The organism is Streptomyces sp. NPDC002125, assembly GCF_053593715.1.
Window position 1 is genome coordinate 54,454 of sequence record NZ_JBSFDD010000035.1, and the last position, 23,296, is coordinate 77,749.

23 protein-coding genes are annotated in these 23,296 nt (G+C 70.9%); 14 read left to right on the top strand and 9 right to left on the bottom strand.

What is annotated here, in order from left to right:
* The first annotated feature begins 169 nt into the window (after positions 1-169).
* From ACWCQM_RS36850 to ACWCQM_RS36860, 3 genes are all read left to right on the top strand, one after another.
* The gene (locus ACWCQM_RS36850) at positions 170-1,528 is read left to right on the top strand and encodes a transcriptional regulator (RefSeq protein ID WP_450919445.1); all 1,359 of its coding nucleotides are present in this window, start codon (positions 170-172) and stop codon (positions 1,526-1,528) included.
* 159 nt (positions 1,529-1,687) lie between these two features.
* The gene (locus ACWCQM_RS36855) at positions 1,688-2,011 is read left to right on the top strand and encodes a hypothetical protein (protein ID WP_388494985.1); all 324 of its coding nucleotides are present in this window, start codon (positions 1,688-1,690) and stop codon (positions 2,009-2,011) included.
* Positions 2,011-3,108, top strand: coding sequence for a tyrosine-type recombinase/integrase (locus tag ACWCQM_RS36860; RefSeq protein WP_450919446.1), 1,098 nt, complete (start codon positions 2,011-2,013; stop codon positions 3,106-3,108). The genes ACWCQM_RS36855 and ACWCQM_RS36860 overlap by 1 nt, the downstream gene beginning before the upstream one ends.
* A 111-nt stretch (positions 3,109-3,219) precedes the next feature.
* Here the strand turns inward: ACWCQM_RS36860 and ACWCQM_RS36865 are convergent, their stop codons facing one another.
* Positions 3,220-3,645 carry a hypothetical protein gene (locus ACWCQM_RS36865; protein ID WP_450919447.1) on the bottom strand — a complete coding sequence of 142 codons (426 nt, stop codon included), beginning with the start codon at positions 3,643-3,645 and terminating at the stop codon, positions 3,220-3,222.
* A gap of 206 nt (positions 3,646-3,851) precedes the next feature.
* Between ACWCQM_RS36865 and ACWCQM_RS36870 the strand changes: the two genes are divergently transcribed.
* Positions 3,852-5,129, top strand: a complete 1,278-nt coding sequence (locus ACWCQM_RS36870) for a hypothetical protein (RefSeq protein WP_450919448.1) — start codon at positions 3,852-3,854, stop codon at positions 5,127-5,129.
* A complete protein-coding gene (locus ACWCQM_RS36875; RefSeq protein ID WP_450919449.1) occupies positions 5,126-5,419 on the top strand; it encodes a hypothetical protein in 294 nt (97 codons plus the stop codon). The genes ACWCQM_RS36870 and ACWCQM_RS36875 overlap by 4 nt, the downstream gene beginning before the upstream one ends.
* A gap of 272 nt (positions 5,420-5,691) precedes the next feature.
* Here ACWCQM_RS36875 and ACWCQM_RS36880 read toward each other — a convergent pair whose 3' ends face one another.
* Genes ACWCQM_RS36880 through ACWCQM_RS36890 form a run of 3 tightly spaced genes read right to left on the bottom strand, consistent with a single transcriptional unit; the run spans position 5,692 to position 9,052 of the window.
* On the bottom strand, positions 5,692-6,315 hold the full coding sequence (locus ACWCQM_RS36880; protein WP_450919450.1) for a hypothetical protein: 624 nt from the start codon (positions 6,313-6,315) through the stop codon (positions 5,692-5,694).
* Positions 6,312-7,676, bottom strand: a complete 1,365-nt coding sequence (locus ACWCQM_RS36885) for a hypothetical protein (protein ID WP_450919451.1) — start codon at positions 7,674-7,676, stop codon at positions 6,312-6,314. Before ACWCQM_RS36885 ends, ACWCQM_RS36880 begins: the two co-directional genes overlap by 4 nt.
* Positions 7,673-9,052, bottom strand: coding sequence for a hypothetical protein (locus ACWCQM_RS36890; protein WP_450919452.1), 1,380 nt, complete (start codon positions 9,050-9,052; stop codon positions 7,673-7,675). Before ACWCQM_RS36890 ends, ACWCQM_RS36885 begins: the two co-directional genes overlap by 4 nt.
* A 393-nt stretch (positions 9,053-9,445) precedes the next feature.
* Between ACWCQM_RS36890 and ACWCQM_RS36895 the strand changes: the two genes are divergently transcribed.
* Complete coding sequence (locus ACWCQM_RS36895) at positions 9,446-10,123, top strand: hypothetical protein (protein ID WP_450919453.1); 678 nt, start codon at positions 9,446-9,448, stop codon at positions 10,121-10,123.
* Between the two features lie 1,255 nt (positions 10,124-11,378).
* Here ACWCQM_RS36895 and ACWCQM_RS36900 read toward each other — a convergent pair.
* From ACWCQM_RS36900 to ACWCQM_RS36910, 3 genes are all read right to left on the bottom strand, one after another.
* Entirely contained in the window at positions 11,379-11,852 is a 474-nt protein-coding gene (locus ACWCQM_RS36900; RefSeq protein ID WP_450919454.1) for a Pycsar system effector family protein, read from the bottom strand.
* Between the two features lie 166 nt (positions 11,853-12,018).
* Positions 12,019-12,420 (bottom strand): hypothetical protein, encoded by a 402-nt coding sequence (locus tag ACWCQM_RS36905; protein ID WP_450919455.1) that lies wholly within the window; start codon positions 12,418-12,420, stop codon positions 12,019-12,021.
* On the bottom strand, positions 12,420-12,971 hold the full coding sequence (locus tag ACWCQM_RS36910) for a hypothetical protein (RefSeq protein ID WP_450919456.1): 552 nt from the start codon (positions 12,969-12,971) through the stop codon (positions 12,420-12,422). Before ACWCQM_RS36910 ends, ACWCQM_RS36905 begins: the two co-directional genes overlap by 1 nt.
* A gap of 277 nt (positions 12,972-13,248) precedes the next feature.
* On the opposite strand from ACWCQM_RS36910, the gene ACWCQM_RS36915 reads away from it, so the two are divergent.
* Positions 13,249-13,533, top strand: a complete 285-nt coding sequence (locus ACWCQM_RS36915) for a hypothetical protein (protein WP_450919457.1) — start codon at positions 13,249-13,251, stop codon at positions 13,531-13,533.
* Between the two features lie 830 nt (positions 13,534-14,363).
* On the top strand, positions 14,364-14,669 hold the full coding sequence (locus ACWCQM_RS36920; RefSeq protein WP_450919458.1) for a hypothetical protein: 306 nt from the start codon (positions 14,364-14,366) through the stop codon (positions 14,667-14,669).
* 51 nt (positions 14,670-14,720) lie between these two features.
* Here ACWCQM_RS36920 and ACWCQM_RS36925 read toward each other — a convergent pair whose 3' ends face one another.
* Both ACWCQM_RS36925 and ACWCQM_RS36930 read right to left on the bottom strand, forming a co-directional pair.
* Positions 14,721-16,043, bottom strand: a complete 1,323-nt coding sequence (locus ACWCQM_RS36925) for a helix-turn-helix domain-containing protein (protein WP_450919459.1) — start codon at positions 16,041-16,043, stop codon at positions 14,721-14,723.
* A gap of 554 nt (positions 16,044-16,597) precedes the next feature.
* The gene (locus ACWCQM_RS36930) at positions 16,598-17,929 is read right to left on the bottom strand and encodes a GNAT family N-acetyltransferase (protein ID WP_450919460.1); all 1,332 of its coding nucleotides are present in this window, start codon (positions 17,927-17,929) and stop codon (positions 16,598-16,600) included.
* A 275-nt stretch (positions 17,930-18,204) separates the two neighbouring features.
* On the opposite strand from ACWCQM_RS36930, the gene ACWCQM_RS36935 reads away from it, so the two are divergent.
* From ACWCQM_RS36935 to ACWCQM_RS36960, 6 genes are all read left to right on the top strand, one after another.
* On the top strand, positions 18,205-18,516 hold the full coding sequence (locus tag ACWCQM_RS36935; RefSeq protein ID WP_365865883.1) for a hypothetical protein: 312 nt from the start codon (positions 18,205-18,207) through the stop codon (positions 18,514-18,516).
* Positions 18,513-18,776 (top strand): hypothetical protein, encoded by a 264-nt coding sequence (locus ACWCQM_RS36940; protein ID WP_241845059.1) that lies wholly within the window; start codon positions 18,513-18,515, stop codon positions 18,774-18,776. Before ACWCQM_RS36935 ends, ACWCQM_RS36940 begins: the two co-directional genes overlap by 4 nt.
* Positions 18,773-18,949, top strand: a complete 177-nt coding sequence (locus ACWCQM_RS36945; RefSeq protein ID WP_450919461.1) for a hypothetical protein — start codon at positions 18,773-18,775, stop codon at positions 18,947-18,949. Before ACWCQM_RS36940 ends, ACWCQM_RS36945 begins: the two co-directional genes overlap by 4 nt.
* Complete coding sequence (locus ACWCQM_RS36950; RefSeq protein WP_450919462.1) at positions 18,946-20,532, top strand: DUF2637 domain-containing protein; 1,587 nt, start codon at positions 18,946-18,948, stop codon at positions 20,530-20,532. Before ACWCQM_RS36945 ends, ACWCQM_RS36950 begins: the two co-directional genes overlap by 4 nt.
* On the top strand, positions 20,529-20,777 hold the full coding sequence (locus ACWCQM_RS36955; protein ID WP_450919463.1) for a hypothetical protein: 249 nt from the start codon (positions 20,529-20,531) through the stop codon (positions 20,775-20,777). Before ACWCQM_RS36950 ends, ACWCQM_RS36955 begins: the two co-directional genes overlap by 4 nt.
* Positions 20,778-20,877: 100 nt before the next feature.
* Positions 20,878-23,154 (top strand): hypothetical protein, encoded by a 2,277-nt coding sequence (locus ACWCQM_RS36960; protein WP_450919464.1) that lies wholly within the window; start codon positions 20,878-20,880, stop codon positions 23,152-23,154.
* Positions 23,155-23,296 lie beyond the last annotated feature (142 nt).

Here is a 23,296-nt window from a genome sequence, read left to right on the forward strand (position 1 = left end):
TTCACGGCGGTGTGTGCGGCGGGTCCATGGCACCGCCGCCGACCCCGGGCAGGGAAGGCGAAGCCTGTTGCTGAGGTGTTGCGGACCGTATTTCGAACCGGTGCCGCCGTGGTGAGCCACTGACTACTGTCAGCAGCGCACCCTAGGCCCCGGTGCGGAGGAGATTCCGATGGCCGCAACGCCGTTACGCAGCCCTCTGGCCGCGCTGCGCGCCGAACTCGACCTGACCGCCGAGGAGTACCTGGATCGGCTCGACGACTCCCATCACGCGCTCGGCTACGGCCGGATGGCCAAGCGCCGGGAAAAGGTGTCCCGCTGGGAAACCGGCGTCCATGCCCCCGACGAACCCACCCGCTACGCGATGGCACACCTCCACGGCATCCCGGCGACGGCCGTCACCGAACTCGGCTGGCCCGGATTCCTCCTGCTGGCCTTCCCCGATGACCGCCCAGTGCTCGACAGCCCCTGGTCCCCTGCGGGTACCGTTGCAGCAGTAGCGGCTGCCGCTCGGGGAGGGGCCATGGATCGACGGGGATTCCTGATCTCCAGCGGTGCGGCACTGTCCGGCATCGCGTCCCACTGGAGCAACGCGGTCACTGCCGTCCCACTACCGCTCGCGGCCCCCGGCCGCCGCCTCGACCCAGACCTGATGACCCGCCTCGAACGGCGCCTGGACGACCTGCGACATCTGGATGACGTCCTCAGCGGCAGCGACCTGCTCCCGTCGGCCGTAGAGGAATACCGGCTCCTGAGCGGGTACGCCAGCAACACGACCTGCGACAGCAGCATCAGCCGCCGCCTGTTCTCCGCGCTCGCCGAAGCCTCCCGCATGTGCGGCTGGCTCCACTTTGACGCCGATCAGCACGCACAAGCCCAGCGCTTCTACATCACGTCCCTGCGGGCGTCGGCCTCCGCCGGTGACCCCGAAGTCGGCGCGAACACCCTGAACTTCATGGCGATTCAGACGTACTCCAAGGGCAACCCGCAGGACGCCGTGAACCTCGTACGAACCGCCCAGTCCCGAGTGGCCGACGGGGTGACCACCCCCCGCGTCCGTGCCCTCCTCCATGCCCGTGCCGGCCGGGCGCTGTCCAAGACGGGCGACCTGAAGGGATGCGCCAGAGAGTTCAACGCCGCCCGTGACGCCTTCTCTCGGGGCACACACGACGACGATCCGCCCTGGGCCTACTCGGTCACCGAAGGCGAGATCGAGATGCTGGCGGGCTCCTCAGCTCTCGACCTGGGCGACCCGCGCCGTGCCCTGCGCAGCTTCGCCGCCGCCCAGCAGGCCGAGTACAGCGCCGCCGGCCACGTTCGAGACAGCGTTCTCTACCTCTCGCGCACCGCCCGCGCTCACCTCGAACTCGGCGACATCGACGCCGCCTGTGCCACAGCGACTGACGCCCTCCGCCAGAACAGCAGCGTCAATTCGACGCGCCCCTCCGACGCCCTCACTGATCTCCGTGGCCAGCTCGCCCCACACGGAAGCGTCCGGGCGGTCCGTGAGTTCCTGGCCATGGGCGCATGACCCTTTGCGTGCTTCCACGGCGGGCCGCGGCCGCGACCCCGTCTGCGTCCTTGCTCGCCTCCGGCGCGAGGCAAGCCCCCGGACCTGAGCCCGGCAGGGGCGCCCCGTTGCTGTCCGTCCTCGCAGGTAGTTTTGGGGATCGAGAGCAAGGAGGGGCACATGACCGACGGGGAAACCGCCCTGAAGTTCCAGCTGATCGTCCAGGACGAGGCCGCCCTGGACCGAGACCGCGCTCTGGTCGCCTTCCTCAAGGCCCGGATCGCCGAGCGGGCGAAGGCGGCGGAGGAGGAAGAGGAGCGTCTGCTGGCCGGGGTGAACCGGAGCCTGCTGGAGTTCGAGGAGAAGTTCGAGCACCCGCACCGCGACGACGACCGGCACAGCTTCTTCGCCGGGCAGATGCAGGCTCTCGGCTGGTCGCTGCGCTGTATCGCCTTCGCCGCGTTCTCCGAGCACCCGGACTTCCGACAGGACTTCCGGCCGTGATGCCCCGCCCGGGGGTCGCCCAGCGTCCCGCCGGCAACGTCATGCGGGCGCCGACCCGGGCGGAGGATGCCTTTGCCAAGATCCGCGAGGATCTCGGGCAGGTGGCCCCGCGTGACCCGAAGGACCGCAAGCTGGGGCCGCGCCGCTACCGCATGGACATCCTGCGCGACATCTGCACGGCCGAGGCGTTCACCACCGTCATGAGCTGGCTCGCATCCTCCACGATCCCCAGCATCAACACCAAGCGGAACTATGCCGACGACCTGCGGTTCTGGCATGGATTCGCCCAGGAGCTCGGGCACGATCGGTTCTACATCGGGTGCATCACCCGCGGGGACGTGACGACCTGGCGGCTCAGCGAGGAGAAGCGAGAGCGAGCGAACCGCAGCATCGCCCGCCGCCTGTCCGCACTGTCCTCGCTGACGGCGTTCGCCGCCGAGGAGTCGCAGACCTACATCCCCAACCCGGTCACCCGCCACAACCGGCCGAAGATCGACCGGCACGACGAGACCACCGCCACCCCGATGCTGGAGATCGAGGAGTACGCCAGCCTCTTCGACTGGGCGGAGTGCCTGCGCGACGTGGTCGTGACCTCCCTCGTCTACGTCTTCGCCGGCCGCGTCAGCGAGTGGTGCGAGGCCGACGTCACCGACTTCCGCGACGGCCGCAAGCCCGTGATCGACCTGACCCGTAAGGGCAACAAGGGCAGGCAGTGGGACATCCCGCACATGCTCGCCGAGCTCCTGGTCCTCCTCATTGACGGCCGGACCGAGGGGCCGCTGCTCCTGGACTCCGAAGGCCGCCGCCTGGACCGCCACGACATCGACCGCATCCTGACCCGGCTTGGGAAACGCGCGGGAGTCCTCACCGGCCGCGACCTGACCCCCCACGTACTGCGCGTCAGCCGTCTGACCCACATGCACGACGACGCCACGCCGCTGGAGGAGATCCAGGAGTTCGCCGGACACGACGATCCAGCGACGACGCTCTCGTACATCCGCCGCCGCGGCGACCAGGAACGTCGGGCCCGGCACGCGGCCGCCGGTGTCGACAAGATCAGCAAGCAGCTGGGGCGCTGGCTCACCCTGGCGGCCTGATGCTCCCGGGGATCGCCTTCGTGCGGCGGGTGTTCGTCCGGCAGCATCGCACGGGGCGCCGACACTCCAGCACCCGTGTCACCGAAAAGTTGACACTGCTAGCCGGTCGCTCTACGCCGTCCGCTTGATGCCCGCCAGGCGGGCCGTCATCTCCTCGCCGACGTCGGCCTCCTTCATCCAGGCCGTCAGGCGGTCGTGGTCTTCCGCCGGCAGCGAGCCCAGCTGAAGACCGGAGTAGAGCAGCCCGCTCATCAGGGTCGCCCGGACCGTCTCCGGTGAACACATCGTCGTCAGGAGCCCCTGAAACATCAGGGCTGTTGCTTCGTCACCGGCGCCGGAGGCATCGACATATGCACGGAACAGCATCGACGCGCGCAGCTGGTCGGCTAGGACTTCCCGGTCCTCGGGGCTCGTCGCCGCCTCGGCCAGCAGGTGGTCCTCGATCTTCTTGGCCTGCTCCAGGTCACCGGCCATGAGGGCATCGCGAAACGCCTTCACCTGCCGGGTCTCGAAGATGTCCGGCAACTGCATCGTCACGTGCGATCCCCTCATCGGTCGTCTCCGACGAGGGTAGGACGCAGCACCTCCGCCGGGCCGGGGGATTGACTGGAAGCGGCCTGATCTGGTGTACGGACGACCGTGCCGAGCGCAGCGGAGAATCAGCGGACAGACACCCGCGGGTGCGGCACAATGGGCAGCCGGAATGGGGATAATGAGTCCTCAACGCCGGAAGGGAGAGCATCGTGTCCACCAACCCCGCCGATGAAGAAGAACGCTTCCCCGCGGTTGAGGAGCTGCCGGCGCTGATCCAGAAAGTGCTGGACGACCCGGACATGACGGCGAGCGTGGCCGGTCACGTCCGCTGGGTGCGCGGCACGCTGGAGCGCGCGCTGAAGCGGGAGGACTTCCGGGTCCGGTACGGGAAGTCGATGCGCGACCTGCTCGGCCCCGGCGCCACGGCGCTGTGCGAGCTGACCGACGCGGGCGAGCTGCGGGCCAAGGTGCTGGACACCCCGCCCAAGGGAGTCACCGCCTCCCAGCGCCGCCGCTCCAGCGTCCTGCGGCGGATGGCCGTGGCGGCGGGCGTCCCCAGCGGCGCGATCTCCTATCCGAAGCCGACACCGAAGGCGACGATGCCGGCCTGGGCGCGCAGCGAGCTGCACAACCGCATCAGACATGAGGTCGACCGGAAGCCCTCCGCCCCGGGACGGGCCCGCCTCCTGGTCGTCGTCAGCCTGGTACTCGACACCGCCGCACGCACCGGTGAGCTCTGCTCGCTCGGCATCGTCGACCTCGCCCCGGATCTGTCCTGGGTGAAGATCACCCGCAATCCGCAGGCGATCGGCGGCGATATCCACATCACCCAGGTCTGGCCCGTCTCACCCATCACCCAGGCCGCCCTCGCGAACTGGCTCCCGGTACGGGGCCGTCTCGTCGAGGACCTGGAGGGCGGCGCGGGCGCCCTGCTCGTTGTACTCCACGGCAACCGCGTCTTTCACGGTCAGGGTGCCTACAAGCGGGGGATGCCACTGCGGGTCCGCGGCCTGATCGACAGCTACCAGGCGGGAGCCAAGGAACTGAAGGCCGACGTGACCAACAAGGGCGGCGCGGGCTGGGAGCTCCCCAAGAACCTGGAGCAACTGCGGCGCGGAGTCCAGGAGCGGCGCAGCGCGTACGACAGCGACCGCGAAGCCGGGGCCAAGACCCCGCCGTGGGGCCCGGCCGTCGTGCTGAACCCCCTGCTCCCCGAGGAGCAGGAGAAGAAGAAGACGGCGGCCGCGTTCGCGAAGGTGGCCCACGCCGTCGACGCCTTCCACGCCGCCCGAACGTCCGCCGGCGACGAGACTGATCCGCGGGTACTGCGGGCCCGGCGCGCACTGCGTGAGGCGACGCGGGCAGCGTGGGCACGGACCGACCACACCACCACCCTCAAGCTCCTCCACCAGGCCGGGCTTAGCAACGAGGACCTGGCGGCCGCGGGCTACAACACACTGCTCCTGGACGCGCTCGAACGGTCGTGAACTCGGACGGTCACAGGACAGGGCCGCCTCCGGTCAACGGAGGCGGCCCTGTCGTCGTCCGTCGGGAAGATCCGGCCGACGCCCCGCTCGACCTGGACGGCTGGACACTCCACCGGCTCCGCCACAGCGCCCTGACGCACGACGCCGAGGGTGGCACATCCACCCCGATGCTGCTGGCCCGCTCCCGGCACGCCTCCGTCCGCTCCCTGGAGCGGTACGCCCGCCCCGGCGTCGACGCGGTCGCCCGGCACGTCGCCGAACGCGACCCCGCCGCCCGGCGGAAGGGCTGACGCCTCCAAGATCAACTATTGGCGGCTTCTAGGCTCACCTCGGCGATACCCCAAGGAGGCCCGGCGCGTCTGGGCGGCCGAGGCCGGGCTGACGCAGGTGGCGTTCGGCGAGTGGAACCCGGTCCCGGCGAACGTGGTCCGGTGGCTGCTCGTCCTGAGCGCCCCGGTCGCCGGATGCCCGCGCGCCCGGATCGGCGCCCTGATCCGGGCGCTGGAACTCGTCCCGGCCCCGCCTGACCGCAGCCCGACGGGCCGCGGCCGCGCGGCCCGGCTCAGCGGCGACCCGCCAGGATCAGGGCGCGGGCGTGGCTCTCCACGTACTCCTGCATCCGAGCCCCGTCGAAGCGGAAGGCGTGGGCCAGTGTCACCGAAGCGAACCAGCCGCCGCACAGCAGCAGTTCGACATGGTCCCGCATCGCTGCGCCCGGCCGTTCCCACGCGACCACGAGCTCGGTGGCCCGCTGGTCCCTGGCCTCCAGCGCCGCCGGGGCGGCTTCACCGCTGTGGTGCAGCTCCTCGGCGAACACCGCGGCGACGTCGACGACGACCGAGTCCGCCGGATGCTCGACCGTCAGACTGACCGGCTGCTCGCGCACCGTACGGGCCTGGACGTCGAGCCACTCGCTCACCGCCACCGGATCGCCGTCCTGCGTGATGGACAGGCCGACGACCGCCGTACGGCCCAGCGCGCACACGATGGGCACGATCTCGGCCCGCAGGTCCGCGCCGCGCGCCCAATCCGACATGTAGCGCAGGCCCTCGCGGACGCCGCCCCGGGCCTGGTCCACGGTCTGCTCCAGGCCCTTCCTCTCCAGCGCTCCGCCCATCAGCGACCGCACCATCGTCAGGGCGGCCACCTGCGGGCCCACGGCCGCGCGAACCGCGCTCCGGCTCATCGCTCGCCCCCGTCCTCGATGACGGCCGGGGTGCCGATCGGCAGGCCCGAACGCTCCGGGTGCCGTTCGGCGGCCAGGTGCACCCCGTGGTCGTACGCGTTCACGCCGGCGGCGTGCATCCAGTGCATGGCCCGCCGCAGCCAGTCCGCCGCGGTGTAGTCCGGCATCCGGGTCTTCGAGCGGTGCCGTTGCCAGTGCCGTTCACTGCCCAGCTCGCGGCGTACCTCCGGGAGCGTCTTGCCGTCGAGGGCACCGAGGGCCCTCGCCTGCGCCAGGGCGTCGAAGGCGCGAGTGCCGCCCGCCGCCGCCGGCAACGCCGCCCGCGCCCCGGTCATCGCCTGACGCACGCGCGACAGGGCGTACGCGAGCTTGGGCACCCGCTCCGGCTCGATGCCGAGCTGCGCGCGCACGGCGGCCGCCGACTCGGTGAAGGCGTCTTCGTCGACGTCGACCAGCAGCCCCTCGTCCATGCGGCGCCTGATCTCGCCCAGGACGTAGGTGCAGGCGCTGGTGAAGGTATCGGCGAGCTCGTCCAGGCCGTCGACGGCGGCCGCGAGATCGGCCGGAGTGTCGCCGGGCGTCTCCCAGTGCTGGCAGACGTAGCCGTACAGCGCCCGCTCTGCCGTCCACACGGCGGCCGCCGGGGTGTCCGCGACCGCGGGGAGCGCCCGCTGCACCGACATGCCCGAGGCCCGCGCGCTGTAGCGCTTCTCCGGCACCGGCCCGAGCAGCTGCGCCGCGATCGGGTCCGCCGCGCTCTTCGCCTCCCGCTCCTCGCCGGGCGGCGGCATCGTGCCGCCCGGCAGAGCGCACCACCCGCCCGGCGGGTAGAGCGCCGCTTCGGCCCGGCGCTGCTCCTCGGACGCAGCGATGATCTCCGGCAGGACCGGGACCGCGCCGGAGGCGTGGGCGGTGTGGCTGCTCCACTCCCGCAACTCGTACAGCAGCCGCGACGCCGTGCTGAGCGTCTGGTCCACCGGGTTGTCCGGGGTCTGGCCGGGCTTCGGCCACTCGGGGACCAGGCCGTCCCCGTACGTCTGCACCAGGTTCCGGAACTGGGACAGGTGCAGGTGCGCCGCGTTGATCTGGCGCGCCATCATCACCGCGACCGTGGAAGACACCTCGGCGGGCCGGTGCTTCGAGGCCATGGGCACGTCGAGCTGGTCGTCCTCGGCGCCGGTGCCGCGCGGGGCCGAGCCGGGGCGGGTGTCGACCTCCAGGTAGCTGCGGCTGCCGCTGTAGGGGTCGGGGTCCGTCACGGTGAAGTGCTCCGCGAGGGCGTCGAGCAGGGCCTGCGTCGCTGCGTCGTCGCCGGTGATCCGTACGCGCGCGACCCCGGGCAGGGTCTTGCGGCCGCTCATGACAGCGTCCCGCGGACCGCGACCAGACCGCCCAGCACGTGGCCGGCCTCGGCGGCCCGGCTCACCGCTGCCAGCCAGTCGTCGCCCTGCCGGTCGCCCACGGTGCCCGCGGGCACGACCAGGAACAGCGCCTTTCGCTGGCGGGCCGCCTGCCGCCAGTTGCCCGGGGTCGCGTATCCGCCTTCCTGCCGGTACCAGGCTCCGCCGCCCGCGCGCATCACCGAGACCATCCGGCCGCGCTCGCACCGCAGGTGCCATCCGTCCAGCACCGGGAAGGGCTGGCCCCCGCCCAGGTCGACGGGCTTGAACCCCTCGGACAGGCGGGCCGCCAGGTACCCCTCGATCCCGTACTCGTCGGGCTCGCCCGGCTCGACGAGGACCAGGGGCACCATCCCGCCGCCCGGCTGCCGGGCGACGCTGAAGTGGGTGTAGTCGGCGTTCCGCGGGCCCGGCACGGTCGACTTCTCGGGCTGGCGGTCCTCGGGGGCCACGTACAGGCCGCGGCGCTGGCGCTCCGCCATCAGCTCCGGCCACGGCCAGATGCGGGTACGGCCGCAGCCGGGATGCGTCCACACCGGTTGCACTGTGTCGAGCTGGCGGCCGTCGATGGCCAGGGTCCGGGTGCTCACTCCGACGTGGACCTCCGGCTCCGCCGTCACGTCGATCGGCTCGTCACACAGGAAGCACACCACCGGGTCGCCCGAGACGGCGGACTTCTCCGCGTGCTCGACCAGGCCCCGCATCTCCTCCACGCTCAGCAGCTGGTCGATGCCCGCGCTCATCAGGTAGGCGGTCCCGCTCGCTGCGGAGTAGCGGTGTGCGTCCCTCTCCTCCGCGCCCGCCTCCTGGTCCGGGGTGCCGGTCTCTGCGGCCGGGGCGGTCTCGGCGATGGCCACCCACACGTCGAGGGTGTCCTCCAGGAGCGCCTCCAGGTCCTCCTGGTTCAACTCCTCGACCGCGGCGAGGACCGCCGGGCCGTAGCCGGGGCGTCCGGTGTCGTGGGCCACGGCGTGGAACCGCCGAGTGGCCGGGGAGCACGTGGCGCCGGGGGAGGGGAGCAGCGAGTAGGCGGTGCCGGCGAGGCTGGCGACGACGAGCCGGTCACCGGCGAGGATTTTGTCCGCGAGGCTGGCCTGGCACGGTCGGCACTTCTCCACGCAGGCCCCGATCAGCGCGGTAGCCGTCTGCATGTCGGCCTGCCGGTCGGTGCCGAAGCCGGACCCGTCGACCGGGCCGATCTCGGGGCCCTGGTGGTGGTGCGCGGTGCCCGACTGGGCGGAGGTGTACGAGGCGCCGCTGGCGGCCTTCTTGGCTTTGATCCGCTCCCGCTCCGCGTGGCTCTTGCGGCGGCGGTTCTTCTTCTCGCTCTTCGACACAGCTGACTCTTTTCGGCGCGGCACGGTCCCATGACCCGGCGCGCACGAGATCAGCGCACGACGGAGGAGGTCGTCGAAGACGACGGTGAGGAACTCGTGCGCTGGCGCGCTGTCACGTGACAGCTGACCGAGCCCGGAGGGCCCTGGCACCTTTGCCCGTCATGCCGTCTGGTCATGGGCCGGACGGCGGGCTTGGGCCTACGCGATGCCCGCCCCCAGGGTACCGGTGCCGCCGACCAAATCCAGGGGAAAACGGCCATGTTGGGCACGTTCCCCCCCCGGGCCGTGTCCTGGTGGAGCGGCCGCCGTTGTACGCGACGGCGCGACCGACCGGCGCGCCGTCGCACGCGGCGCCGCGACCTGTCGCCGCGCCACCGAATGAGAGGGAGCCCGATGAGCGAGCCTCCCGCAGCTGACCGCGACCGCCTGCCCCAGGCGGTGACCCAGCTCGTGACCGTCTTCGAGCAGCTCGGAGCCGAGCACAAGGCCCTGGTCGCCGAGGTCGAGGGGACCACCGCGAAGGAGCGCCGCGGCACCGTGAACCGCATGGTCGAGTGCGTCGCTCAGGCCGGCCACACCGTGAGCCACACCGTGAACATGCTGGCCACCGTCCACGGGCTGAAGGTCCTGGGCATCGACCGGCAGTTCTCCAAGGACGCCGACGGCCGCGACTACAGCCCGCTGAACAGCCTGGGGCACCCGGGCGAGACGCTCTACGAGGCTGCGGGCCACCTCCAGGCAGTCGCCCACACCTTGGGCAAGGCGTACGCACCGACCCGGAAGCACCCCGCTCTGGCCAGGGCTCGATGCCCTCAGCAGCTGGGGACGGCCCTGATCAGCCTGCGGGAGGCCCTGGAGGCGGTGTGCGCCGACCTTGCCCACGACCAGGACGTGGAGGCGGTCACCGAGTACACCCCCACCCTGACGTTCCTGAGCGAACTGAAGGAACGGGTCTGCCGCACCGTGCCCGCCCAGGGCGCCGGACCGAGCGCCGAGGAGGTCGCCGCGGCGATCCGGGCCAACCCAGACATCGCCCGTGCGGCAGCCGCCGCGCTGGCGACGACCGCCTGAACAGGGAGCAGCCCCGGGAGCCGGAGCCGCCGGGGGGGTGGCCGGACGTCCGGCGGCCGGGACGCTCACGCAAGCCGAGGCGGTGAGCAGCACGAGGGGGACGAGCAGGGCAGCGAGGCGAGGCATGTGATCACCGTGGGGCAGGCGGCGGCCGCCACGTCGTCCGACGCGGGCAGCGCCACCAGGATGGGTGACCGCCGCGGCGTCAGCCGCCTTGTCACCGGAAAGTTGACACGGGTCGCAGCCCGCCGGAATCAGCCGACGGCCAAGATCGCAAAAACGTGCATTTAAGGAGCATTGCCGCAGTTCAACGGCCTGTCTCGGCGAACCGGATTCCGGTGACTCACCGTGGCCGCAGACCGGGAACGCCAGGGTCAGCCTGGTTACGGAGAGTGCTAACGCACGGTTTGGCAATCTTGGTCGCCGGAGGTTCCCGGGACCGGCGGCCGGCGCCGGGAGGCCCCATCCACCCCGCGAGGCCACACAAGCCCCTCAGAGCGCCCAGCAGACCGTGCGGCACGGAATCGGGCCCGGGGGCTCTATGCGTGCGGGAGAGGGCGAATCAGGCCCATTCCTGGGGGGGTTGAGGCCCAATGATGCGTCACTACCTGCACCGGTACGGCGCCTTGCTTCTTCTGTCGCCGCGCGAAGCGCGTCCTTTCATCTGTTCATCCCCCCACGGTCCGCAGACTGCAACGGCGGGTCAGGGGAGCACGGACGAGAAGCAGCGCGGAGGGGTGGGGCGGGGCCTGCTCAGCCCGGGACGGGCCGAGGGGTGGGGCTCGACCCCGGCCACGGCCCCGCCCCACCCCTCCGCCCCTCTTTCGCGCGCCCTTGGGCGCGCACTCTCAAGACAGGGGGATAATTAGTCCTCGCGCTCTTCAGGATCACCTTTGGCTCCGCTGCGCTTGACCCTGCCGTGCCGTGGCCATGGGCCGGGCCCGGTGCCCATCGGTTCCCTGCGCTCCGCTGACGGCCGGAGACGGCGCTACTGCGTCACGGGGGCTCGTTGCGGCACGTCGGTCCGGGTGTCCCGAGGGGGAGTGGGCCTACAAGGCCCACGGACCCGAGGGAGGAAGGCGTCGTGCGGGGGACTCATTATCCCCTGACCGGCTATACGGGGCTCGCGGGGCGGTGGGTTCCGAGTGACTGGGTGCGGCGCGGTCGTCCCGGGGCGGTTGGCTTGAGCCAACACCTCCGGGCGGACGGCCCCCGGCCCGTTGGCCGCAACCAACGGGCCGGGGGGAAGGCCTGGTCAGAACAGGGCGACAAGCAGCGAGACGGCGAGGACACCGGCGGCCGCCACCGTCAGGTCGACCGCGAGGCGCACCAGGCGGTGCTTGCCGAGAGCGATTCGGGACAGAGCGACCGCCTGGGCCGCCCGCCGGTCCTGGGTCAGCTCCTCCGCCAGCTCCTCCGGTGTCAGCGTCGCCCAGTGCAGGAACGAACCGCGGATCGTCTCCGGACGACCGAGGCGGGAACGGATCACCAGCAGGACGGCAACCATCGCGGCCACGTTCAGCAGCACGCCCAGGCCGACCAGTACCGCCACAGGGCCTGACAGGTCCGCGTTCGGGACGACGCCCACGAGGATCGCCGCGACGAGACTCGACGCGGTGAGCATGGCGCCAGCCTTCCCGTCGAGCCTCGCGATCTCGGCGGCCGCCGAGGCCAGCGCCTTCTCCAGCGGATCATCCGTACGGGCCGGTCGAGTCGCATCCGTCTGCATTGCATCCTCCTGCGGTGGGTTCCGAGTGAATGCCGGTCGGGGTGCCACCCCCTTCCAACACGCAAAACATTACCACCTTACGGACGTACGGGCAAAGGGCGGCGGTGGAACGCGAAGGGCCCCCTTCTCGCGGTGACGAGGAGGGGGCCCTTCGGGCGACTGGATGTCAGGGCATCGGCGAAGGAACGGGGAGGTGGCGGACGGTCGCGAGGGGGCGGTCAGCCTGGTCGCCGGACGTGTCGGCCGACTTGGAGATCCCGAGCCCCATGTAGACGGCTGGTCCTGCCCGGTAGACCCTCACGCCGGCAAGCAGTCCAGCCTCCTCCAGCCAGCCGTCCTCCAGGAGCACACCCACGGCCCGGTAGGTCGCCGAGCTGCTCATCCCCATCCGCTTGCCGATCTCGGGGGCCGACTGGCCGACACGCTCACCGAGGGGGACCTTGGACGCGACGTACATCAGGAGTTTGGACGCGGGGGCGGAGATGCTGCCCGAGACGCATAGCAGCTCGTGCAGCTGCTCGCGGGTCAGCCATCGTCCGGCGTCGAGGTGCTCGGCGGGGGAGCTCATCACTGGACCTCCTTGGACGGCCGCACCTTGGCAGGCCGGGGCCGGCGGGGGCGTGATGCAGCAGGCTGCGCCTCGCCTGTCGGGATTACAGGATGCCTCATGTCCGCGACGGCCTTCACCTGGTCCTCGGCGCTACCGTCGTAGCCGAAGCGAGCGTTGAGCCGGTAAAAGACAACCTTGGCAATTCCTCCGGCGGCCAGAAGGAAGCCACGCTCATGGAGCTTCCTGACTGACTTCGAGACGGCCCGGGGGTTCATCCCGAGCACCTCCCCGATCTCGTCAAAGGTCATCTCGATCCGGAGGTCCACTCCGGGCTTGTCCTGCTTCGTGTTGAAGAGGTAGAAGCCGAGGACGTCCCGGTCCTTCTGATCGAACCCTGAGTCGGCCCGCCAGACAGCGGCGCCCATCTCCTTGGAGACGTTCATGTGGCGGCCGCGCCAGCTGTATGAAACCGGGGGCTTCTTGGGCGGCGGGGGCTCCTCGAAGCCGGGGAGCATCTGGATCTGGACCAGCTCGCCGGTCTGGCTGTTCACTCCGCTGCGCCTGGCCATGGCCCCCTGCCTAGGATTTTCCCGGGATCGGGAATCGATGGGCGGCAGCATACACACCCTTCCCGATTCCGGGACGCAGCCCCCCTTGACCTGGCGAGTTGAGAGCGCGCCCGGCATTTTCCCGAAAATGGGAAGGGTGCTGCTCGTTCTTACACACGTCTGTCGTGAAACGTACATACAGAAACGCTCTGACCTGCGGAAACGATCTTTGCCTCTAACTACGTAGTACATGCGGGTGGTCACCAGGGCGGGATGTACCGATGGGTTGTACGTGCCGGTGAGCAACCACCAGGTCCCGCACCCCCCGGAGGTCGTCATGGACCTGCTGCTGAACGTAGATCTCCTTCGCGCCCGCGCTGGTAGTCCGGGCCTCGGCGGACGCCCCTCCTTGCGAGCTGCTTTTCTCCTCCCCGACCCCGGGCCGACCGGCGCCTTCTCCACCGGGCTCCAGCTCCTCCTGGCCCTCCCTCGACCTCAGCCCTTCGCGGTCACCACGACGGTGCCGACGGACAACGACGGTGCGGAGGAATCGCCTCAGCCCACCACGGAGCCCAGCCGCTGACTCCTGGGGCAACTGCCCAGGGAGGGCCCCAGGGCCCGAGTGGTCAAGCGCGCAGGCCGTGGAGCGCAGCGGAGCGGCCGAGCACTTGAGGGCAGGCGGCAGTGGCTGGTCCAGCGCAGCCGAAAGGCGCTGGTGGGGGGTCTGGGGGGAGGCGCCCCCCAGGGCAGGGGCGGTCCAGCGCGCCCCTGGCGCTGGCGGGGGGTCTGGGGGCGCGGAGCCCCCAGTGCCAGAGCCCGACACCTGATTCCAGGCGGAGGATCGACCGGCCTGTTCTGGTGACGGGCTGTGTACGACCTGCGGATCCAGGCGGAAAGAGCGCTGGCTACGGCAGGCGGGCTGTTCGATCGGATGTCGGCCGACGGGTCGCCTCCGATGCTGCGTTGACGAGGGGACTTCTTGCGGCGCTCGCGCCGTCGATCGCGGCAGAGCCGCCTTCGCGCGCCCGCACGCGCTACTACCCGCAGATAAGCCTCCGGCGTCAGATGCGCTGACGCGCTGGAGGCGCTCATGAACTCAGACTTGTGGGTTGTAGCTGTTGGTTAAAGGGGTGTCGTACACGTCACCGGGGGGGGTGTCGTACACGTCACCCGGGGGGGTGTCGTACACGTCACCCCCTGCTGACCTGCGGAAACGGTCGAGTTAAGGGAAGGGGAGTTTCGGGCCGATGGGGTGTCGTAGACGTCACCCCATGCTTGACCTGCGGAAACGATCGAATAGAGGCCTGATGGGCTAGGAGCGCCGATTCAGGCCTCAGACCGGGATTGCGAGCCGTCTGGTCGAGACCCGCTCGGCGAGGAGTTCGTCCCCGGATCTGTAGGCAGGCTGGCCCCATGCCCTGCGACTGCACTGCCGGCCTCACCGTCCAGCTCCACGACGGCGGCGCTCGGTACCCCGTGATCCCGGCCCCCCGGCACAGCGAGCTCTCCTACTGGTTCGACGCCCGGTGCACCGCCTGCAACGCCAGGTACGCGGAGCCGTTCGTCCGCGTCGGCGAGGACGGCCAGGCCCTGGGCGCTGCCACCGAGGGCCTGCCGCTCGTGGACACGATGTGGCTCAGCAAGCAGTGCGGGCCCTTCACCTGCGGCTGCGACCAGGAGGCGCTGGCCGCGGATCAGACCCGCTCGACCGACACGTGAACATGGCTCTCAGCCGTACCCGCTGGTGCGGATACGGCTGAGAGCCCCAGCTCAGGCTTGGGCGTACTGCGCGAGCTCCGGGTGCTCGCGCAGGAGCTCCTCCCGGATCCGGAGGCTTTCGGCGGCCTCCGCCTCCCTCAGACGCTCGCGCTCGGCGTTGGCCCGGATCTCTTCCTCCCGCTCCTGGTGCTCGGCGTGCGCGTCCTCCAGGACCTGCGACCAGGAAGCGGCGTCAGCGGCCCGCTGACGCTCGGCTTCGTCGGCTGCGAGCTCCTCCGACAGCCGCGCGGCCGCCGCCTGGACCTCCTGGCGGCACTCGCCGCACAGACCGTCCGCTGGAGCCTCGCCCCGGCCGGGCTTCCGGCAGTCCGGGTTCTCACACGTCCAGCCGCGCGGCCGACGGTCCTCACGAGGGCCGGGTACCTGCCGGTTGCGGCGGTCGGCCCGGTGGTCCAGACGCCGCTGCTCGCACTTCACGCACGCCGACTCCAGCGGGAGCAGCACACCGTCCTCACACATCGGGTCCGGGCACTCCGCCGGCGGGCGCACCAGGGCGACCGCCACGCCGACCGGTGAGCCGATGCCCTTGCCGTCGTGCGCCAGCAGGGCGTCCGCGTAGCCGTGCGTCGACCACCGCCGTTGCACCCGCGCCACCAGCTGGTCCGCCGTACGCCCGTGCGCCAGTGCGTCCAAGACCGTGTCGCGAATGACATCGGGCCGGTACTTCGGCAGGAGGCCCGCCAGTTCGGGGGGCCAGGCAGCCTCGACAGCCGCCATCGCGGCCGCCTGCTCCCGGTTCATCCGGACCCGCTCCTTCGGCTTCTTCGGGGACGGTCCCTTCGCGGCCGGAGCAGCTGCACCGCCCTGGTCGGCCCCGTGCGCGCGGGCCGGAGCGGGAGCGTCGGCCGCCTGGGCATGCTGGGGATCAGGGTCGGGTGCCGATGCAGGAGGTGCGAACGGGGCTGTCTTGCCCGCCAGGGCCTCGGCGGCCGCCGTCCCTTCCCGGAAGGAGCCCTCACGCGGCGGCTCGGCCCACTGCTCGGCGCGCTTCTGCTTCGGCGTGGTGATCGTCGGGAACGGCACGCCGGTTCCGGCGTAGCGGTCCCACGGGCCATGGAGGAAGTACCGGCTGGACGTTGTCGACTTGTCCGGCCGGGTTCGCTCCTTGTCCGAGATCAGCTTCATCTCGCGGAGCCTCTTCAACGCCCGCTGGATCACCCGCTCGGACTTCTCGGCCTCGGCCGCCAGCAGCGCCACGGAGGGAAAGCACGAGAAGCGCTCGTCAGCCCGGTCGGCGAGGCGGCTGAGTACGTACTTCGCCGTGATGTCGCCCACGGCCAGGGTCGCGACGTAGGTCTGTGCCTCGTTGCTCATCGAGGCACCACCGCCGAGACGATGGCATCGCTGACGCCTACCGAGATCAGGGACGTGCGTTCGACCGAGGGGACAGAAGGAGCAGAACGGTCATTTCGGAAAACCTGAGCTTCCGGGCTGGCCGGAGAGGGGGAATCTGTTGACCTCAGTCGGCCAAAGTGGTCAAAACGTGTCGTAGTGGTCTTAGTCGGAGATGAGTCGGGCTGGTCCACCGCGACGGTCTTGCGTACGCTCATAAAGAGCGGCCTCCAGGCATTTGGAGAGCTTCGACTGAGCGGGGGTGAGAGCCCGCCAGTCCGTACAGGGCCCCGTCCTCGGACGGGGCTTCTTGCGTTCCGCAGCCAGTGAGAGTGGATAGCTACGGCGCGCACTCGAACATCCTCTTCCTTGCCTCTTAGTCCTCCAACGTGTTTTGACGGGGCTTCGTTGCTGGACCGAGTCGAAGGTTCATCCTTCGGGCAGGTTCAGCGCACCGTTCGTGATCAAGGAAAAGTCGGGCTTGTATCAGCCGCCGAGCTGGCGGTCACCGACGCTCACCGTAGTGGGGGGTGAAGTCACGTGTCCTCGGGCGTAGCCCCGGAGCCGTTCGGTTCGGTCAGAGCGGGGCCCACACCGCGGACGCGTCCCGCCTTCCGCTGGAAGAGGGCGCCGGACTGGCGGCCGTCCGCCGGGACCGTGCGGATCAGCTCGAAGTCGCGTGCGCGGTAGTAGTCGAGGAGCCCTTGGTTTGTTCGCCAGGCGTCGAGGCGCAGCCACTTCTTCCCGCCGGCCTCGGCCCGGGTGCTCGCCCAGTCGAGCAGGGCGCTTCCCAGTTCCTCGCCGCTGGCGTCCCGCCGGACGACCATCCGGTGCACGTACAGTGCATCCTCGGCGACCTCGTCCGCGCTCCAGAAATCTGGATCGGCGTGGGTGTCGAGAGTGATCGTGGCGACCGCTATGCCCTGGTCGTGGACCAGGAAGCACTCCCCGGCGGCGATGTTCTCGCGGATTCGGTCGGTGCGCGGCTCGTACTGCCACTGATCGATGCCCCGCTCTCGCAGCCAGTCCCCGGCCTGCTTCCACAGGGCCGTGACGGTCTCCAGGTCCTCCGGAGCGGCCGGGGCGATGGTCAGTTCGTTGCCCAGGCGCGGCCGTTCGTCCTCCAGCACCATCTTGATGCGGTCCCCGGGCAGGCAGTTGATGACGCATCTGACCGGCTGCCCGGCGGCGGTGTAGCCGGTGACGACTTCTTCGGTGATCGACGTGCCGGGCGGGATGCCCAGGCGGGCGGCCTGGGCCGGGTCCGGCATCCCCCACTCGTACTCGCGCACGGTGCGCACCTGCTCGTAGCCGAGCTCGGCCAGGACGACGTTCGCCCCCCGCGCGATGTCGGCGGGGTTCATGATCTCGTCGTTGTCCTTGACGAGCGCGCGGGGAAAGTAGGAGTCGTTCGAGAGGTAGGGCTCGCGGTCCAGGTACCGGATGCGGCGGCGGACGGTGGTCAGTTCGCCCTCCTCCAGGCGGAGCCGGTCACGCACGATGGGGGGCGCCGGCACCACCGAGACTTCGATCGTCTGGGACGCCTCGCGCCCCAGCTCCATCATCTCGGTGAGGAAGCTGTCCATCTCGGGACTGAGGGGGCGCTTCCTGAACTCCTGCTGCGGCCTGTAGATCATCGGACGCCTGACCCGCACGAAGTGCCCCCGCGGGCGGTCCGCGTAGATGAGGCCCTCCTGGATCAGCAGGTCCAGGCCCTTGCGGACGGTGACCCGCGTGGTCGCGTACCTGTCCGCGAGCGAGGTCTCTGTGGGAAGGGGGCCGGAGGCGAACTCACCCGCGCTGATGCGTTGGCGCAGGTCATTCGCGATCCGCACATAAAGCGCAGGCGGCTTCTGACTAGGTGACATGGCCTTAGTTCTACCTGCGGCTTCCCTCATTGTCTACTCAATGTGCGGCGCGTCTACTTTGCTCTTGACTCCTGGCGATCAAAGGGGCAGGATTCATCTCGGCAAACGCATTGTCTATACAATGTGTGTGGCCAACAAAGGGTATGCAATGAGCCCTTGAGCTGGACAAACGGAAGGCCCGCTGTGCCGGGGCGGACCTTCCGCAGCAGGACTCCGCGGGGATGGCTCCCCGCCCGGCACGACCTCTCGAAACCCGACAACGAAGGGCACGAACCGTGACCACCACCGAAACCGCCGCCAGGCCCCCGTTCGGGGCCGCGCTGCACGCGCTGTCCACCCTGACCGGACAGCCGGAACGCTTCTTCCTCGGCCGCCCGGCCGACTCCGCCCGCACCCGGGGCGCCCGCGTCGAGTTCGTCGCCATGCTGCTGCTGGACCTGGACGACCACGACGCCCTCACCGCCCGCCGCCGCACCACCGCCCCCCGCCCGGCGCTGCTCGCCGTCGTCGACGAGCTGGAGCACGCCGAGAACGCCGCCGCCGGCCTCGGCCTGGACGACGAGATCGCCGGGGGGTGGGCTGCGTGAAGTTCGACGCCCGCACCATCGAGGCGATCAACGCCTTCATCCGCCTGTTCCTCGTCCGCGTGGACGAGCTCCACACCGGCCTGTTCTTCCTGGTCATCCCGCTGTTCGTCATCGTCGTCGGCGCGGCCGCGCTCGCCGTCGTCGTCATCGCGGCCGCCGTCTTCCTGGTCGCCGGTGCGCTCGGCGTGATCCTCATGGCCCGCCGCGGGATCAACGCCGCCGCCGCCCACAGCGCGGCCGCTCGGGCGGTGACGACATGAGGAACCGCTGCACCCTCCCGCTGACCCGCGCGGCCCTGGACGCCCACAGCCTGGCCGACCGCGACGAGGCGCACGAGCAGGGCCGCTGCACCCAGGTCTACGCCACCCAGAACCTGCCGAAGCCCCCCGTACGAGCCGCCGCCCCCCGCGCTCAGGAGATCACCGCCCAATGACCATCACCGAACCCCGCACCGAGACCGACACCCCTCTGATGACCCGCACCGACCGCCGCACGGTCGGGAAGGCCGCCGCCAAGGAGGCCGGGGCCCGCGCCAAGCAGGCCGAGGTCGAGGCCGACAAGACCGAGAAGCTCGCCGGGCTCGACGTAGAGGACAAGAGCCTGGACATCGAGGAGAAGCGGCAGAAGGTCGAGCGCCGCCGCCGCCAGCACGCCCGCGAGGAGAAGGCACGGGTCCGCAAGGAGGCCGTGCAGAAGTGGAAGGGCCGCAGCAAGGCCCTGGTGCACGCCCTTCCCGTGATCGTCGCGGTGTCGGCCGTCGCCGCGCTGATCGTGGCGTCCGTCTGGATCGCATGGCCGGCGCAGGCCGAGGCGATGCGCGAGGACCTGGGCGCCCGGTCCTGGGTCGTCCCCGGCGTGGTCGAGGGACTGACCTGGACCTCCGCGTCCCTGACCATCCTGGCCGTCCGCCGCAAGGCGCCGGCGGGCCGCTACCGGGCGATGACCGTCATCAGCGCGCTGATCGCGGCCAGCCTCAACCTCTTCCACTCGCCCAGCGCTTCGGCCGGACAGGTCAACGCGCTCGCCTCGCTCGCCGGTGTGCTCGCCTTCGAGCTGGTGGTCGGTCTGCTCCAGCACACCCAGAGCGGCCGGACGGCCGCCGAGGTGCGCGAGCAGCTCGCCCGGTGGAGCGCGCACCCGCTGGTGTCGCTGACCGCCTGGCGTATCCGGGCCCCGTACCGCAAGACGATCACGGTCCAGAAGGCATGGGATCAGGCGTGGGAGTCGCACCACGGCGGCCAGCCGGGCACGACGGCCGCACGGGTACGCCGCCAACGCCGGGCCGAGGCCCGCATGGAGCGGGCGCGTTCCAAGGCGGGCCGCCGCCGGGTGCGCGAGCTGAAGCGTTCCCTTGAGGCGACCGCCACGGAGGCCGCCATCGCGGAGAGTTCCGCCGAGGCAGCCCAGGCCCGCGCGGACGAGATGCGGGCCCGTGCGGAGGAGTTCCGGGACCGGGCCCAGAAGGAGGAGTTCAAGGCCCAGGCGCGGCTCAGTTCCCAGAAGTACCGGGGGCTGCCGTGGATCGGGGGCCAGTGGGTTCCCGTGCTCTCCCCGCAGACCCGTTCCGAGGGGGGCGAAGAGCGTTCCGAGGACCCGAAAATCCAGTTCCCGTCTGAGGAGTCGGCCCCTCGGACCCCCGAGCGGAACGGTGCGGAACAGGGTGAGCGGAACACCCCCGCACCGACCCGGAACGCGGCGAAGTCGGCCGGCGGGAACGACTCGAAGCCCGGAACGGAACGCGACCTGAGCGAGCACCTGGGCAAGGCGTTCCCGGTCGCCCGGGAACTGGCGTACGAGGCTGCGGCCGACCGGCGCAAGCGGACCGGGAACGGCTTCTTCTCCCCCTACACCCTCGCCAGCCGGATCGGTGTCCGCCGCCAGGACGGGCCCGCGCTGCTGGCCCTGCTGGAGACGCAGCCCGGGTTCGCCGAGGCGATGGCCGAGGAGATCGAGAAGGCCCGTGCGGCCCAGCAGGACACCGACCGGAACGAGAAGGAACTGGAGCCCACCGCATGAGCGGAACGACCCCGCGCAACCTGCCGCCCCTGCTGATCCTCGCCGCCCCCGCCGGGATCACGACGCTGTGGGTCCTGCCCGTGAACTACGGGCGGACCTGGCAGGAGTCCGGCATCGCGGCCGTCGTCGTCTTCGTCGTGGTCCTGCTGCTGTCCAAGCTGCCGGGCTGGTTCGCGAGCGGCGCCAAGAAGGCGGCGAGCAAGGCGAAGAAGAAGGTCAGCAAGAAGAAGGACGACGAGAAGTAGCCCCGCCCCATCACCCCCGAGCACGCCGCGGGGCCCGGCCGGAGAAGTTGACGCGACCCGGCCGGGCCCCCGTCCCCCACAGAGAGGAACACCGCCCATCATGACCCAGACCACCGACCACTCCGCACCGAGCGGACAGGTCCTTGACCTCACCAAGCGGCTGCCGCCCGAGGCCCGCGACCACCTGGAGCAGGCCGCCCGCAACGAGGCCCGCACGAGCGCCGCCGGCTTGGCCGACGCCAGCACCGGCACCGTCAAGCTCTCCTCCGAGGTCGACGGCGAGCCCTTCGTCATCGAGCAGCTGGACGACGAGCGCCGCCGGGGCTTGAAGACGCTGATCCCCGCCTCGCTCACCAACCCCGACGTGTGGCGCCACCGGGGCGAGGTCCTCGCGCACGCCACCGGATACCACGCCGCGCACAGCCCGGTGTACGTGTGGCGGATCGTCAAGCTCTCGTCCATCGGCCTGTACGCCGAGCTGGGGGCGGCGTGGGGCTACCTGCTGGCCACCGAGTACGGCGCCGACATCGACGAGGCCAAGCGCGAGGCGAAGAGGAAGGGCTTCGCCGACAACGGCGACGTCGCCCAGCTCCGCGCCGAGCGCAAGCAGGTCGGCAAGGCCCGCCGCCGCGAGAACCTGACCATCCTGTCCGCCACCGGCTTCACCTCCTACACCGCCGCCGTCGTCGGCATCGCCCAGGTGTGGGGCCTGGCCATGGCCTTCCCCGCCCTGATCCCGGTCATCGGCGTCATGTACGCGTGCGGCGCACGCGAACTCCGCCGCCGTGGCGACGACTACGTGGTCTTCGAGCCGGCCGCGCTCGACGAGGACGCCCCGTTGACCGATGCGCAGATCAACCGGGCGCTGCGGATCGCGGTCCCGGCGTTCAAGGAGGACGACGAGGTCCAGCTGGTCGGCCTCATCCAGAAGGCAGACATCAACGCCGCGCAGTGCGTGTTCAAGCTGCCCGCGCACGTGACCGTCTCCAAGCTCATCGAGAAGCGCGAGGAGATCGCCGGAGCGCTCCAGGTCGATGAGAACTGGCTCGACATCAAGCAGGACGGACACCCGACCCGGTGCTCCTTCTGGATCGCGACCTCCGACCCGTTCGACAAGGTGCGCCGGTCCCCGCTGCTGGGCCAGACCACCCCGCTGGACCTGTGGAACGACGGCGCGCCGATCGCCTACAACAAGCGCGGGGAGACCCGGCGCCTGACGATCCGCGACATCATGCTGCTGATCGGCGGGGCGACCCGGACCGGTAAGGGCATGGCGCTGCGGAACCTGATCTGCGCGCTGGCCCTGGACCCCCGGATCAACGTGCGCATCGTCGACGGGAAGCCCACCGGCGAGCACCTCGTCTACGCGCCGATCGCCGCGACGATGTTCGGCCGCGAGCGCAACCGGCTCGATTTCCTCCTGGACGCCTACGAGGCGGAAATCGAAAGGCGCGAGGACCTGCTGGCCTCGCTCGGCGAGTCGAAGATGACGGCGAAGCTGCTCAAGCAGCTGAGCATCGAAATCCTCATCATCGACGAATTGGCGACGTACACCCGCAAGAACGTGCCGGGCGCGGCCGCGCGGCTTTCCCGGCTGGAATTCCTTTCCAGCGTCGGCGCGGGCCTGGGCGTCCTCCTGGTGGTGGCCACCCAGCACCCGGAGGTCGACGTCATCCCCGCCGGCCTGCGCGGCAACATGACCGGCCGGTGGGCCCAGCGGACCGCCGACGCCGACGGCACGAACGCGATCCTGGGCAAGGGCGCCACCGGCCGGGGGATGCGGGCCCACGACATCCCCCGCGACAAGCGGGGCCTGGGCTGGCTGGACATGGACGGCATCGCCGAGGAGCTCGCCCGCTCCTTCCTCATCGACGAGGAGAACGCGGGGGAGGCGTCGGAGATCATCGCCGTCGGCGTCGAGCTGCGGCGGGCCGCCGGACGCCTGCCCGGCCAGTGGGACGACCCGATCGAGGCGTACCTGGTCCAGATGACCGGGCTGACCTCCGCAGCGGGCGGCCCCGGCGGACGGGGCAAGCCCGGACGCCCCGGGCAGGCCGCCGCCAACGCGACCGTGCTCGACGTCCTGCTCGACACGTTCAAGGACGAGGCCGACCGCGTGCCGCTCGCGGACGTGCGGGCCGCGTTCGCCGCCTGGAACCCCCGCCAGTGGGCCCAGGCAGAGGACGAGGACGACGCCACGTACGAGGGCCGGTTCGGCAAGGCGCTCGGCGCGCTGATCGACGAGCAGCTGGAGGGCACCGGCGTGGAACTGGAGCCCAAGCGGTGGCGCGTCGCGGGCGAGGAGAAGCGGGTCCGCGGCTACCTCCTGGCGGACGTCGAGGCCGCCCAGGAGGCCGCCCGGAAGATCCGCAATTGACCCCTAGGCCAGGCCCTAGGCCGCCGGGCATCCGTGCAGGTCAGAGCCTGGCCCGGCCGTAGGACACCCGGCCCCGGGGGGGGGGGGCCGCCCCCGTACCCCCGGCCCCGGGGCCCCGGGGGGGCCCCCCCCCCCCCGCCCA

Excerpts from the sequence above, each read along its gene's own strand:
- ACWCQM_RS36895 (WP_450919453.1), top strand. The coding sequence starts at position 9,446 with ATGAGCGAGCCTCCCGCAGCTGACCGCGACCGCCTGCCCCAGGCGGTG.
- ACWCQM_RS36945 (WP_450919461.1), top strand. The coding sequence starts at position 18,773 with ATGAGGAACCGCTGCACCCTCCCGCTGACCCGCGCGGCCCTGGACGCC.
- ACWCQM_RS36850 (WP_450919445.1), top strand. The coding sequence starts at position 170 with ATGGCCGCAACGCCGTTACGCAGCCCTCTGGCCGCGCTGCGCGCCGAA.
- ACWCQM_RS36860 (WP_450919446.1), top strand. The coding sequence starts at position 2,011 with ATGCCCCGCCCGGGGGTCGCCCAGCGTCCCGCCGGCAACGTCATGCGG.
- ACWCQM_RS36960 (WP_450919464.1), top strand. The coding sequence starts at position 20,878 with ATGACCCAGACCACCGACCACTCCGCACCGAGCGGACAGGTCCTTGAC.
- ACWCQM_RS36855 (WP_388494985.1), top strand. The coding sequence starts at position 1,688 with ATGACCGACGGGGAAACCGCCCTGAAGTTCCAGCTGATCGTCCAGGAC.
- ACWCQM_RS36905 (WP_450919455.1), bottom strand. The coding sequence starts at position 12,420 with ATGAGCTCCCCCGCCGAGCACCTCGACGCCGGACGATGGCTGACCCGC.
- ACWCQM_RS36950 (WP_450919462.1), top strand. The coding sequence starts at position 18,946 with ATGACCATCACCGAACCCCGCACCGAGACCGACACCCCTCTGATGACC.
- ACWCQM_RS36925 (WP_450919459.1), bottom strand. The coding sequence starts at position 16,043 with ATGAGCAACGAGGCACAGACCTACGTCGCGACCCTGGCCGTGGGCGAC.
- ACWCQM_RS36885 (WP_450919451.1), bottom strand. The coding sequence starts at position 7,676 with ATGAGCGGCCGCAAGACCCTGCCCGGGGTCGCGCGCGTACGGATCACC.
- ACWCQM_RS36880 (WP_450919450.1), bottom strand. The coding sequence starts at position 6,315 with ATGAGCCGGAGCGCGGTTCGCGCGGCCGTGGGCCCGCAGGTGGCCGCC.
- ACWCQM_RS36930 (WP_450919460.1), bottom strand. The coding sequence starts at position 17,929 with ATGTCACCTAGTCAGAAGCCGCCTGCGCTTTATGTGCGGATCGCGAAT.
- ACWCQM_RS36955 (WP_450919463.1), top strand. The coding sequence starts at position 20,529 with ATGAGCGGAACGACCCCGCGCAACCTGCCGCCCCTGCTGATCCTCGCC.
- ACWCQM_RS36900 (WP_450919454.1), bottom strand. The coding sequence starts at position 11,852 with ATGCAGACGGATGCGACTCGACCGGCCCGTACGGATGATCCGCTGGAG.
- ACWCQM_RS36910 (WP_450919456.1), bottom strand. The coding sequence starts at position 12,971 with ATGGCCAGGCGCAGCGGAGTGAACAGCCAGACCGGCGAGCTGGTCCAG.
- ACWCQM_RS36920 (WP_450919458.1), top strand. The coding sequence starts at position 14,364 with ATGCCCTGCGACTGCACTGCCGGCCTCACCGTCCAGCTCCACGACGGC.